Annotated in this window: 11 protein-coding genes; 9 read left to right on the top strand and 2 right to left on the bottom strand. The window is 52.7% G+C overall.

Annotated elements, in window-relative coordinates:
• Window positions 1-17: 17 nt before the first annotated feature.
• The gene (locus FDW92_RS12145) at window positions 18-908 is read right to left on the bottom strand and encodes an AraC family transcriptional regulator (RefSeq protein ID WP_042308779.1); all 891 of its coding nucleotides are present in this window, start codon (window positions 906-908) and stop codon (window positions 18-20) included.
• Window positions 909-1382: 474 nt separating this feature from the next.
• On the opposite strand from FDW92_RS12145, the gene FDW92_RS12140 reads away from it, so the two are divergent.
• From FDW92_RS12140 to fadK, 5 genes are all read left to right on the top strand, one after another.
• A complete protein-coding gene (locus FDW92_RS12140) occupies window positions 1383-2147 on the top strand; it encodes an electron transfer flavoprotein (RefSeq protein ID WP_042308780.1) in 765 nt (254 codons plus the stop codon).
• A 21-nt stretch (window positions 2148-2168) separates the two neighbouring features.
• Window positions 2169-3104, top strand: a complete 936-nt coding sequence (locus FDW92_RS12135; protein ID WP_042308782.1) for an electron transfer flavoprotein subunit alpha — start codon at window positions 2169-2171, stop codon at window positions 3102-3104.
• A gap of 55 nt (window positions 3105-3159) precedes the next feature.
• Entirely contained in the window at window positions 3160-4449 is a 1290-nt protein-coding gene (locus FDW92_RS12130; RefSeq protein WP_042308784.1) for an FAD-dependent oxidoreductase, read from the top strand.
• Window positions 4446-4739 carry a ferredoxin gene (locus FDW92_RS12125; protein ID WP_038640220.1) on the top strand — a complete coding sequence of 98 codons (294 nt, stop codon included), beginning with the start codon at window positions 4446-4448 and terminating at the stop codon, window positions 4737-4739. Before FDW92_RS12130 ends, FDW92_RS12125 begins: the two co-directional genes overlap by 4 nt.
• Window positions 4740-4820: 81 nt before the next feature.
• The gene (gene fadK, locus FDW92_RS12120; protein ID WP_042308785.1) at window positions 4821-6458 is read left to right on the top strand and encodes a medium-chain fatty-acid--CoA ligase; all 1638 of its coding nucleotides are present in this window, start codon (window positions 4821-4823) and stop codon (window positions 6456-6458) included.
• A gap of 67 nt (window positions 6459-6525) precedes the next feature.
• Here the strand turns inward: fadK and ppsA are convergent, their stop codons facing one another.
• Window positions 6526-8904 carry a phosphoenolpyruvate synthase gene (gene ppsA, locus FDW92_RS12115; protein ID WP_042308787.1) on the bottom strand — a complete coding sequence of 793 codons (2379 nt, stop codon included), beginning with the start codon at window positions 8902-8904 and terminating at the stop codon, window positions 6526-6528.
• Between the two features lie 328 nt (window positions 8905-9232).
• On the opposite strand from ppsA, the gene ppsR reads away from it, so the two are divergent.
• From ppsR to FDW92_RS12095, 4 genes are all read left to right on the top strand, one after another.
• On the top strand, window positions 9233-10066 hold the full coding sequence (ppsR, locus tag FDW92_RS12110; protein ID WP_038640212.1) for a posphoenolpyruvate synthetase regulatory kinase/phosphorylase PpsR: 834 nt from the start codon (window positions 9233-9235) through the stop codon (window positions 10064-10066).
• Between the two features lie 126 nt (window positions 10067-10192).
• Window positions 10193-11239 (top strand): 3-deoxy-7-phosphoheptulonate synthase AroH, encoded by a 1047-nt coding sequence (gene aroH / locus FDW92_RS12105; RefSeq protein WP_042308791.1) that lies wholly within the window; start codon window positions 10193-10195, stop codon window positions 11237-11239.
• Between the two features lie 170 nt (window positions 11240-11409).
• Complete coding sequence (hemP, locus tag FDW92_RS12100) at window positions 11410-11598, top strand: hemin uptake protein HemP (RefSeq protein WP_038640207.1); 189 nt, start codon at window positions 11410-11412, stop codon at window positions 11596-11598.
• 74 nt (window positions 11599-11672) lie between these two features.
• Entirely contained in the window at window positions 11673-13658 is a 1986-nt protein-coding gene (locus tag FDW92_RS12095) for a TonB-dependent hemoglobin/transferrin/lactoferrin family receptor (protein ID WP_042308793.1), read from the top strand.
• Window positions 13659-13681 lie beyond the last annotated feature (23 nt).

Here is a 13681-nt window from a genome sequence, read left to right as displayed (position 1 = left end):
GGGACCGTGCGGGGGAATCAGACTTCAGGCATCAGGCATTCTTGCTCAGCAAGGTTATTTTTAAACTGCTTACGATAATCGCTGGGAGTACATCCCACATGCCGCTGAAAAAGTTTGGCAAAATGATCGACGTTTTCATACCCTACCCGCCACGAAATTTCCGCCAACGAGGCCTCGGTATTGGTCAGGGAAAATTTCGCCTCTGTCATTCGTCGCTGAATAACATAATTGATGGGTGAAATACGATACTCCCGGGTAAATTCATGACAGATATAGCTCACGCTGGCGCGGAATTTTTTAGATAACTGTTCGAGAGTGATCTTTTCGCGGAAATTGTTATTTAAATAGACTAATACATCTTTAATTAAGACATCTTTTTTAATATATCCCTGTTCAGAGCGGTAAGCATTTTTAAAGTTTTCGTAATATAAAACGGTTAATGCATACGCGAATGCGTCATAAGCAGAAGATGTCAGGTTGTTCTTACTCTGCGGGAGTATCACCCCCAGTTCATTAAAAATACTCTTAATAACCTCTTTACCCTGACTGACGCTAATGACCGGACACGAGTGCGTCTGCAATAGCTGATTATCCTGCCAGCCGTTAAACCGAAAACCATAGAGCGCACAGGTGTAAGTGGTAGCCGGTGCGCTGCTATCAGATGCAACCGCATGCAATCGCCCTTGCTCAATCACCACAATGTCCCCGGCATGCGCGACATATAGCGAAGAGTCGATGATTAATCTTGCAACACCCTTTTTGACATAGATAAGCTCCGTTTCATTATCATGAACATGATGGCCGGACTCCCAGTTAGGATCATCGCTAATGACGAATCGGGAAAGTCTCGGCGTTTTCCCCTGCTCAAAAAGGGTCTCCATGGCATTATCAAAGCAGCGTTGATACATGACAACCTCCACCTAAAGGCAGTAATTTTGCGAATAATTAATATCGGAAAGCGAAAACGATAATGATGTTATACAACGTTATTCCTTGCTGGCGAAACAAAATTATTTGCGTCGACTGCAAGATGATACCTCCTGCCCCGTCGCGCTGTTCTCCACGATTATTGCCGTTTTATAAAAAACGAAAAGAATAAATGTTATTAATTCAACATTAACAATTTACATATCAGAAACAAATTAAGCGTATAAACGCTAAAAAACAGGATGCATTTCGCAATTATCCTTCCCTGGTTTGTGTGTTCTTTTTTTCTTCAGTACACACTCCCGAGTTCCCGTTTATAAAACAAGCATCCCCGCCTCACTTTTTTTTTGCAAGATTGTTGGGAATGAAAACAGATTGCTCCGTCGAAAACAGTCCCCTCTCTGCCGCACACTATTTTCAGTTAATTTTCCCTACTGTGGATGACTGGAGATGCCATGAAAATAATAACCTGCTTTAAGTTGGTGCCTGAAGAACAGGACATTGTTGTTACCCCACAGCGTTCGCTTAACTTTGACCGGGCCGACGCCAAAATCAGCCAGTTTGATCTGAATGCGATTGAGGCCGCGGCGCAACTGAGTACGGAAGGTGATGAAATCTTCGCTTTAACCGTGGGCGGCTCGCTACTGCAAAATTCCAAAGTGCGTAAAGACGTGCTGTCGCGTGGACCAGACAGTTTGTTCATGGTGCAGGATCCACAGCTGGAGCATTCATTGCCCCGCGACACCGCTCAGGCGCTGGCCTGCGCGGCCAAAAATATGAATTTCGACCTGATGCTGTTCGGCGAAGGATCGGGGGATATCTACGCCCAACAGGTTGGCTTACTGGTTGGCGAACTGTTGCAACTCCCGGTGATTAACGCCGTCAGCAACATCCAACGTAACGGCGACCGCATTATGGTTGAGCGCACGCTGGAAGATGAGGTCGAAGTGATTGACCTGCCGCTTCCCGCTGTACTCTGCGTAACCTCGGATATCAACACGCCGCGTATTCCCTCAATGAAAGCCATTCTCGGCGCGGGTAAAAAGCCCGTCACGCCGTGGCAAGCCAGCGATATTGGCTGGACGCCTGCGTCACCATTAGCAGAACTGGTGAGCCTCACCGTACCGCCACAAACAGAACGTAAGCACATCATTCTGGAAAATGACTCAGCTGAAGCCATAGCCGAACTGGCGGAACACCTGAAAAAAGCCCTGAACTAAGCTCAACGGAGAGAAATTGTCATGAGTAAATTAGCTAACGTATGGGTGTTCAGCGATAACGTAGAACGCTACGCAGAATTAATGACAGGCGCGCGCCAGTGGGGTGAACACGTCCATCTAATTGTCCAAGGCAGCGAACAGGCTAATCAGGTCAAACCTCTGGGTGCCGATGAGATAATCGTGCTCGAAGCCCCCTCCGGTTTACAGCGTGTAGAAAATTACGCCGAAACCATCGCAGCGCTGATGCAAGAACACGCCGGAATGCTGTTGATGCCCGCCACAAAGCGCGCGAAATCACTTGGGGCACGGTTAAGCATCCAACTCAATGCCGCGATGGTTAACGACGCAATATCGGTGACGCTTGAGGATAACACCGTATTCGCAGAGCACCGCATGTATGGTGGTCTGGCATTCGGCAAAGAAAAAATCAAAAGCGCGCTGGCAATTATCACGCTAGCCCCAGGCCTGCTTGAACCCGTAGCGGAAAACGCATCGCACAATTGCCCTGTTGTCTCGGCAGCTTACATCGCACCGCTTCATGAAATTATGTGTCAGGAACGTCGCGCCAAATCCGTGAGCAGCGTGGACCTCAGTAAAGCAAAACGTGTGGTTGGTGTGGGTCGCGGCCTGGTTGCGCAACACGATCTGGAGATGGTGCACCAGCTGGCATCCGTACTGGGGGCTGAAGTGGGTTGTTCGCGCCCGATTGCCGAAGGCGAAAACTGGATGGAGCGCGAACGCTACATTGGCGTTTCTGGTGTGTTACTGAAGTCAGACCTTTATCTGACGCTGGGCATCTCAGGACAAATTCAACACATGGTCGGCGGTAATGGCGCGAAAGTCATTGTCGCTATCAACAAAGACAAGAAAGCCCCTATTTTCAATTACGCCGATTACGGCCTGGTAGGCGACATCTACAAAGTTGTTCCGGCCCTTATCGAACATCTCAGCCGCTAATCCCCCATTTAACGCACATCTCCCGCTGCCTTGCGGCGGGAAAGGAGCATAAAGCATGTCAGATGAAAAATTTGATGCCATTGTGGTCGGTGCTGGCGTGGCGGGTACCGTTGCAGGCTACGTTATGGCGAAGGCCGGGCTGGAGGTGCTGGTCATCGAACGCGGAAACAGTGCGGGCAGTAAAAATATGACCGGTGGGCGACTCTACGCGCATAGTCTGGAACGCATCATGCCAGGATTCGCGCAGGAAGCACCACTCGAACGTAAAGTGACCCGCGAAAAAATATCCTTCCTGACCGAAGAGAGCGCCGTAACGCTCGACTTTCATCGGGAAAAAGACAACGCGCCAGCGCAGGATTCTTACACCGTGTTGCGCAACCGGCTTGATCCCTGGCTGATGGAAAAAGCAGAACAGGCAGGCGCGCAGTTCATCCCCGGCGTCCGCGTTGATGCGCTGATCCGCGAAGGTACCAGAGTCACCGGCGTGCAAGCCGGTGACGATATCCTCGAAGCCAATATTGTCATCCTGGCCGATGGCGTCAACTCAATATTAGGACGGTCGCTGGGGATGATCCCTCCCTCTTCTGCTCACCACTATGCTGTTGGCGTAAAGGAGTTGATCGGCTTACCTCCGGCTGTGATTGCAGATCGATTCAACCTCTCAGGCGATGAAGGCGCAGCCTGGCTGTTTGCCGGTTCACCGTCCGATGGACTGATGGGGGGAGGCTTTCTGTATACCAACCAGGACTCGGTCTCTCTGGGGCTGGTATGCGGGCTGGGGGATATTGCTCACGCGACGAAAAGTATTCCGCAGATGCTGGAAGACTTTAAGCAACACCCGACTATTCGTCCGCTGATTGCGGGAGGAGAACTGCTGGAGTATTCCGCACATATGGTGCCGGAAGGCGGGCTGGCAATGGTACCCAAACTGGTTGATGACGGCGTAATGATCGTCGGCGATGCCGCGGGTTTCTGTCTGAATCTGGGTTACACGGTGCGTGGTATGGATTTAGCAATAGCCTCCGCAGAAGCCGCCGCCCAAACCGCCATTGCAGCCAAAGAACGCCGGGACTTCTCCGCCAGCAGCCTGATGGACTACAAACGCGCCCTTGAACGGGGCTGTGTGATGCGTGATTTACAGCATTTTCGCAAGATCCCGGCGCTGATGGAAAACCCGCGCCTGTTCACCCAATACCCTCGCATGGTCGCGGATATCATGAACGATATGTTCACCGTTGACGGACGCCCGAACCAACCGATTCGTAAGATGATGATGTCCCATGCGAAGAAAATTGGGTTGATGAACTTACTGAAAGACGGCATCAAGGGGGCAACTGCGCTATGAGTCAGGACAATACCGTTAACGTCGACGTCAAGCTGGGCGTCAATAAATTCAATGTCGATGAAGGTCACCCGCACATTATTCTGGCCGAACATCCCGACCTTAACGAATTTCGCAAACTGCTGAAGGCCTGTCCCGCCGGACTGTATAAGCAGGACGAGAGTGGAAATATTCATTTTGATTCTGCTGGCTGCCTGGAATGTGGCACCTGTCGGGTGCTGTGCGGCGATACGATCCTCGAACAATGGGAGTATCCGGCAGGAACATTTGGCATTGATTTCCGCTACGGCTAACGGATTGAGCCGTTGCACCCCGGATCGGCCTCCACGGCCAATCCGGTCAGACGTATGCCGATATTATCCTGGGAATAACGAATGAGTATCACACTAACATTTAACGCCGAACGTCGCGAAGCCTGGCGACAACAAGGTTTATGGGGAGATGCTTCGCTTGGCGATTACTGGAACCAAACAGCCAGAGCCATGCCGGATAAAATCGCCGTGGTTGATAATCATGGCGCTTCATATACCTATGCCGCACTCGACGGTGCCGCCAGCAGTCTGGCGAGCTGGTTTTTAGCCTGCGGTATTCAACCCGGCGATCGCGTCGCTTTCCAGTTGCCGGGCTGGTGCGAATTTACCATTATTTATCTGGCCTGCCTGAAAACCGGAGCCGTTTCCGTCCCGTTACTACCCGCCTGGCGCGAAGCGGAGTTGGTATGGGTATTGAATAAATGCAAAGCGAAGATTTTTTTCGCACCTACCCTGTTTAAACAAAGCCGACCGGTCGATTTGATCCTCCCCTTACAAAACCAGTTACCGCATCTGCAACAGATTGTCGCCGTGGATAAACTGGCGCCGGCAACCACCTCGCAGGCGCTCAGCCAACTGCTTTTAGCCCCGCCGTTGAGTCAAACGATTAACGTCCACGCGGATGAACTGGCAGCGGTACTGTTTACCTCCGGGACCGAGGGAATGCCGAAAGGCGTAATGTTAACTCACAATAACATTCTTGCCAGCGAACGCGCCTACTGCGCCCGTCTCAATCTCACCTGGCAAGATGTGTTTTTAATGCCCGCGCCGCTTGGCCACGCTACCGGTTTTCTGCACGGCGTTACCGCACCATTTTTAATCGGCGCACGCAGCGTGTTGTTGGATATTTTTACTCCAGACGCCTGTCTCGATCTGCTGGAGCAACAGCACTGCACCTGCGTACTCGGCGCAACGCCATTTGTCTATGACATGTTGTGTCGCATGGAAAAACGATCCTGTGATCTCTCATCGCTGCGCTTTTTTCTATGCGGAGGTACCACCATTCCGCAAAAGATTGCCCGTGACTGCCAACGGCTCGGCATTAAATTGTTAAGCATATATGGCTCAACGGAGAGCTCGCCGCATGCGCTGGTCAATCTCGATGATTCACCTTCCCGCATGATGACCACCGACGGCTATGCTGCCGCAGGGGTCGAAATAAAAGTCGTCGATGAAGCGCGCAATACCCTGCCCGCAGGAGTAGAAGGTGAAGAAGCCTCGCGTGGTCCCAATGTTTTTATGGGCTACCTCGATGAACCCGAACTGACCGCCCGTGCGCTGGATAAAGAGGGTTGGTATTACAGTGGCGACTTATGCCGGATGGACGACGCGGGATACATCAAAATCACCGGGCGTAAAAAAGATATTATTGTGCGCGGTGGGGAAAATATCAGCAGCCGCGAGGTGGAGGATATTTTATTACAGCATCCACGCATTCATGATGCCTGCGTTGTCGCGATGCCGGACGAACGGTTAGGTGAAAGGTCGTGCGCTTATGTAGTACTAAAAGCCCCGCATCATTCGCTGTCGCTGGAATCTGTCGTCGCCTTTTTTAGCCGCAAACGGGTGGCAAAGTATAAATACCCGGAGCATATCGTGGTTGTCGAGAAGTTACCGCGCACAGCGTCCGGTAAGATACAAAAATACCAGTTGCGTCAGGATATTATTAAACGTTTGAGCATGGAGAGTGTTGCAGGATAGAGTGCCGGATGGCGATGCTAACGCATCTTATCCGGCCTACGTTGAATAGGCCGGATAAGGCATGATGTTACTTGTTCAGTTCAGCCAGGCTCAGCCAGGTCTGTACGACTGTGTCCGGGTTCAGCGACAGACTGTCGATCCCCTCTTCCATCAGCCAGGCCGCGAAGTCTTCGTGGTCAGAAGGTCCCTGACCACAAATACCCACGTATTTGCCCTGTTTCTTAGCAGCGCGAATCGCCATCGACAGCAGCGCTTTCACCGCGTCGTTACGCTCATCAAACAGTTCAGAAACCACACCCGAGTCACGGTCCAGGCCCAGCGCCAGCTGCGTCATGTCGTTTGAGCCGATGGAGAAGCCATCGAAGTACTCAAGGAACTGTTCTGCCAACAGGGCGTTAGACGGGATCTCGCACATCATGATGATCTTCAGGCCATTCTCGCCGCGTTTCAGCCCCTGACGCGCCAGCTCTTCAACCACCGCTTTCGCCTGGGCAACGGTACGTACAAACGGTACCATCACTTCAACGTTAGTCAGACCCATGTCGTTACGGACACGTTTCACCGCGTCACATTCCAGTGCGAAACAGTCGCGGAAGCTGTCTGAAACGTAACGGCCCGCCCCGCGGAAGCCCAGCATTGGGTTCTCTTCGTGCGGTTCATAACGCTCACCGCCAACCAGGTTAGCATATTCGTTGGACTTAAAGTCCGACATACGCACGATGACGCGTTTCGGATAAAACGCCGCGCCCAGCGTCGCGATCCCTTCCGTCAGACGACCAACGTAGAATTCACGCGGAGAGTCGAAACCTTTCATCATGCCGCGGATTTCATTTTGCAGCTCAGGCGTCTGGTCATCAAACTCCAACAGCGCACGAGGGTGCACGCCGATCATGCGGTTAATGATAAATTCCAGGCGCGCCAGACCAACGCCTTCGTTCGGCAGGCAGGCAAAGTCGAAAGCCCGGTCCGGGTTGCCGACGTTCATCATCACCTTCAATGGCAGATCCGGCATAGTCTCCACGCTGGAGCTCTTCACGCTGAAATCAAGCATCTCAGCGTAAACATAACCGGTGTCGCCTTCGGCGCAGGAGACAGTGACCTTCTCACCATCCTTCATGCGCTCAGTGGCATCGCCACAGCCAACCACGGCAGGGATCCCCAGCTCACGGGCAATGATCGCCGCGTGACAGGTACGGCCGCCACGGTTGGTCACAATCGCTGCCGCTTTCTTCATGATCGGTTCCCAGTCCGGGTCGGTCATATCAGTCACCAGTACGTCGCCGGGCTCAATACGGTTCATTTCGCTGATGTCGTGAATAACTTTGACCGGACCGGCGCCAATGCGGTGACCGATGGCGCGACCTTCCGCAATAATTTTACCCTGGGCGTGCAGCGTATACCGCTCCATCACCTGCCCGCGAGAACGCACGGTTTCCGGACGAGCCTGAACAATGAACAGCTTGCCTGTATGACCGTCTTTCGCCCATTCGATGTCCATCGGACGACCGTAGTGCTTCTCGATCTGTACCGCCTGCTTCGCCAGTTCCTGCACTTCGTCATTGGTCAGAGAGAAAATATCGCGCTGTTCCTGCGGCACATCCTCAATGGTCACCTGCTTACCGTGTTCCTGGGTTGGCGCGTAGACCATACGGATTTTTTTCGATCCCATGGTGCGACGAACGATAGCCGGACGGTTAGCCGCCAGAGTCGGTTTGTGCACGTAGAACTCATCCGGGTTAACGGCCCCCTGCACCACCATCTCGCCCAGGCCCCATGCGGAAGTGATAAACACCACCTGGTCGAAACCGGATTCGGTATCGATGGAGAACATAACGCCTGAGGACGCAAGGTCGGAGCGCACCATCCGCTGGACGCCAGCAGAAAGCGCCACGCCACGGTGGTCATAGCCCTGGTGAACACGATAAGAGATCGCGCGGTCGTTAAACAGCGAAGCAAATACGTGTTTGATAGCGACCAGGACAGCATCGAAGCCCTGGACGTTGAGGAAGGTTTCCTGCTGACCTGCAAATGACGCATCTGGCATATCTTCTGCGGTGGCGGAAGAACGCACGGCAAAAGAGGCATGGGCATCGTCTGCTGACAGCTGCGCGTAGGCATCGCGGACGGCATTTTCCAGCTCCGGCTGGAAAGGAGTGTCGATAATCCACTGGCGGATCTGTGCCCCGGCTTTCGCAAGCTCGGTAACATCATCAATATCCGTTTTATCCAGCAGCTCATAAATGCGCTGGTTTACACCGCTTTGGTCCAGAAACTGGTTAAACGCATCGGCGGTTGTTGCAAAACCATTCGGTACGGAAACACCCATACCGGAAAGGTTAGTAATCATTTCACCCAGGGAGGCATTTTTGCCCCCAACTCTGTCTACATCATTCATGCCGAGTTGGTTATACCAAAGCACCAGCGGTGACGAGCCATTGTTGGACATCGAACAATCCTTATATATGAACGAGGTTAGGAAACTCAATTTTGCGTATTTATCTTTGCATATTTACCGCGGCGAAAAAAACGGTGAATCGTTCAAGCAACTTTATTTTTTATTTTTTAAGATTGTTTCCGCATTTGCGCAAACCCGCAAGCGACAGGGGATCACCACAAAAACTATCGGTATAAACATTTGTTCCGAAAAATGAAATGTACTTTTCATTAAATATAAAAATAGCGTTTCAGTTTATAAAAGTGATAGCGCAATATTCGCTTCTGGCGAATTTTAATTTATGCTTTCAGAGAATTATGTCTGCCCCAGGATGCACAAAATGGATAATGCTGTTGATCGTCACGTTTTTTATATTTCTGATGGTACGGCCATTACCGCCGAGGTATTGGGCCACGCGGTAATGTCGCAATTTCCGGTCACTATCAACAGCATTACGCTGCCGTTTGTTGAAAACGAGAGTCGCGCGCGCGCGGTTAAAGACCAGATTGATGCCATTTACCAACAAACCGGCGTGCGCCCTCTGGTGTTTTACTCCATCGTCTTGCCGGAAATCCGCTCAATCATTCTGCAAAGCGAGGGGTTTTGTCAGGATATCGTGCAGGCGCTGGTCGCCCCATTGCAGCAAGAGATGAAGCTCGACCCAACGCCGATAGCCCATCGTACCCACGGCCTGAATCCCGGCAACCTCAACAAGTACGATGCGCGTATTGCCGCCATTGATTACACTCTTGCCCATGACGATGGTATTTCGTTGCGCAACCTCGATCAGGCGCAGGTGATCCTGCTCGGCGTTTCCCGTTGCGGCAAAACCCCGACCAGTTTGTATCTGGCCATGCAGTTTGGTATCCGCGCGGCCAACTACCCCTTTATTGCCGATGATATGGATAACCTGGTGCTGCCCACGTCCCTGAAGCCGCTGCAGCATAAACTGTTCGGCCTGACCATCGACCCCGAACGCCTGGCGGCGATCCGCGAAGAGCGACGGGAGAACAGCCGTTACGCCTCTCTGCGCCAGTGTCGGATGGAAGTTGCCGAAGTGGAAGCACTGTACCGGAAAAATCAGATCCCATGGTTGAACAGTACCAATTACTCGGTAGAAGAGATTGCCACCAAGATCCTCGACATTATGGGGCTGAATCGCCGCATGTACTAGAATGCTAGTGCATTGGTTCGATTTTTTGTTATTATGCTCGCCACCAGGCCGGATGAGTGTGATATTGTGATGCACATCACTTCCCGGTAGTCCTGCCGTTGAAGCAACAAATTTCTGAGACAAGTAATGAACAGAACCGATGAACTCCGTACTGCGCGTATTGACAACCTGGTCACTCCAGCAGAGCTTGCGCAGCGGCATCCTGTTTCGTCCTCCGTCGCCCGTCATGTTACGGACTCCCGACGCCGGATAGAAAAAATATTGAATGGCGAAGATCCCCGTTTGCTGGTGATCGTAGGCCCTTGCTCGATTCACGATCTTGATGCCGCCGTGGAATACGCCACGCGTCTACAGGCGCTGCGCGAAAAATACCAGGCGCGTCTCGAAATTGTGATGCGTACCTATTTTGAAAAGCCACGCACCGTCGTGGGCTGGAAAGGCTTAATTTCCGACCCGGACCTGAACGGCAGCTATCGTGTGAACCACGGCATTGAGCTGGCGCGTAAATTGCTGTTGCAGGTCAATGAACTGGGTGTACCCACGGCAACGGAATTCCTCGACATGGTGACCGGCCAGTTTATTGCCGATTTAATCAGTTGGGGCGCCATTGGCGCGCGCACCACCGAAAGCCAGATCCACCGCGAAATGGCGTCTGCTCTTTCCTGCCCGGTTGGGTTTAAGAACGGGACGGATGGCAATACCCGTATCGCCGTCGATGCGATTCGCGCCTCCCGCGCCAGCCATATGTTCCTCTCCCCGGATAAAACCGGTCAGATGACCATTTATCAGACCAGCGGTAACCCATACGGGCATATCATTATGCGCGGTGGTAAAAAGCCAAATTATTATGCTGAAGATATTGCCGCCGCCTGCGATACCCTGCACGAATTTTCCCTGCCTGAGCATTTGGTCGTTGATTTTAGCCACGGTAATTGCCAGAAGCAGCATCGCCGTCAGCTGGAAGTGTGTGATGACGTATGCCAGCAAATTCGCAACGGTTCGACGGCGATTGCCGGGATCATGGCGGAAAGTTTCCTGCGCGAAGGCACGCAAAAAATCGTTAGCGGTCAGCCGCTGGTTTACGGTCAGTCGATTACCGACCCGTGCCTGAACTGGGAAGATACTGAACTGCTGGTGGACAAACTCGCCTCTGCGGTTGATAGCCGTTTTTAACGCTGTACACCGGGTAACACCACGTTGCCCGGTGGTAATTCTTTGTTTTTCACTTCATTGTTGTGCAAAAACCGTTCTCGTCACAATTATTTCACAAAAACGCTTGCCGCAAATTTGCAGTTTGATGATAATGATTATCATTGTTACATTGATTGCTATTTTTAAACTCTATGTCACGTATGGATAACACAACAGCAACGCCTGCAAAAGAAAAAACACCGCCTGCCGTCGCCGCAACCGAGCGTCGCATTGACAGTAAAAGTCTGCTGGGCAAAGAAGGACGCGTGATTATAGAGCACGATGGTCAGCACTACCTGCTGCGCCAGACCCATGCTGGAAAACTCATTCTGACTAAATAAACAACACTTTTCGCCAGCCACCCAGGTGATACCCAGGCAGCCAGCGCTTTTCGATTTTCTAATGGAGAGTTGCTATGCCACACCTGCACACCGCATCCTTGCGCCCATCGCTCCTGGCGTTGGCGATTGTCAGTAATCTTCCCGTCGTTGCCTGGGCGGCGGTAGAGGATATGACCGTCACCGCCACCGGCAACGCCCGTAGCGCCTTTGAAGCGCCGATGATGGTCAGCGTTATCGACGCTACTGCACCTGAAAACCAGACTGCCAGCTCGGCAGCCGACCTGTTACGGAAGGTTCCGGGCCTGTCCCTGGACGGTACGGGCCGGACAAATGGTCAGGACGTCAATCTGCGCGGCTATGACCGTCGCGGCGTTTTGGTGCTGGTAGATGGCGTTCGCCAGGGAACCGATACCGGGCACCTGAACAGTACCTTCCTCGATCCGGCGCTAATCAAGCGGATTGAAGTGGTACGCGGCCCTTCCGCACTGCTGTATGGCAGCGGCGCGCTGGGTGGCGTAATCGCCTATGACACTGCGGATGCTAAAGATCTGCTGGCAGCCGGACAAAACAGCGGTTATCGCGTGTTCGGTACCGCAGCTACCGGCGATCACAGCCTCGGTATGGGCGCCAGCACATTTGGCCGCACCGATACCCTCGACGGGCTGCTGGCCTGGTCCAGCCGCGATCGCGGTAATTTGCGCCAAAGCGACGGTACTACCGCTCCGAACGACGAAGCGATTAACAATATGCTGGCGAAAGGCAGCTGGAAAATTGACAGCGCCCAGACGCTGGCCGGCTCGCTTCGTTATTACAACAATGATGCCCGGGAACCTAAAAACCCACAAACCAGCGCGGCGGATGCCACCAGCAATCCAATGACCGAACGCTCAACCATCCAACGCGATGCGCAACTGACTTACTCCCTCTCCCCGGCGGATAATGACTGGCTGAACGCGGATGCGCGCATCTACTGGTCCGAAGCGCGTATTAATGCACAAAACACAGATAGCACCGGCGAATTTCGCAAGCAGACCACCAAAGGCGGGAAAATCGACAACCGTAGCCGCCTGTTTACCGACTCATTTGCTTCTCACCTGATGACCTACGGTGGCGAATACTATCGTCAGGAACAGCAACCGGGTGGCGCAACCACCGGTTTCCCGGAGGCAAAAATCGATTTCAGCTCCGGCTGGCTACAGGATGAAATTACCCTGCGCGACCTGCCGGTTACGCTGTTGGGTGGTACCCGGTACGACTCTTATCGCGGTAGCAGCGACGGCTATGAAGACGTCGATGCCGACAAATGGTCGTCCCGCGCTGGACTCACCGTTGCGCCTGCCGACTGGCTGATGCTTTTCGGTTCATACGCTCAGGCCTTCCGTGCCCCAACCATGGGCGAGATGTATAACGATGCGAAGCACTTCTCGATTGGCCGTTTTTACACCAACTACTGGGTGCCAAACCCGAACCTGCGTCCGGAAACCAACGAAACACAGGAATACGGATTTGGCCTGCGCTTTGACGATCTGTTGATGGCAAGCGATGCGCTCGAATTTAAAGCCAGCTATTTCGACACCAAAGCCAAAGATTACATCTCTACCAGCGTCGATTTTGCCGCCGCGACAACGACATCCTATAACGTTCCCAACGCCAAAATCTGGGGCTGGGACGTAATGGCGAAATACACCGCCGACCTGTTCAGTCTCGATATGGCCTATAACCGCACGCGGGGTAAAGATACTGACACGGACGAGTACATTTCCAGCATTAACCCTGACACCGTCACCAGCAAACTGAACGTACCGGTTGCGCACAGCGGTTTCTCCGTTGGCTGGATAGGTACATTTGCTGACCGCTCAACGCACATCAGCAGCAACTACGCCAAACAACCCGGCTATGCGGTAAACGACTTCTACGTGAGCTATCAGGGGCAACAGGCGCTAAAAGGCATGACCACCACACTGGTACTGGGCAACGCCTTCGACAAAGAGTACTGGTCGCAGCAGGGCATTCCGCAGGATGGCCGCAATGGCAAAATTTTCGTGAGTTATCAGTGGTAATCACTTTTCCCCGGTTCGCCGGG

Source organism: Citrobacter sp. wls706 (assembly GCF_005281305.1).
GTDB classification, from domain to species: domain Bacteria; phylum Pseudomonadota; class Gammaproteobacteria; order Enterobacterales; family Enterobacteriaceae; genus Citrobacter; species Citrobacter werkmanii.
This window is presented reverse-complemented; position numbering and strand designations above follow the sequence as displayed.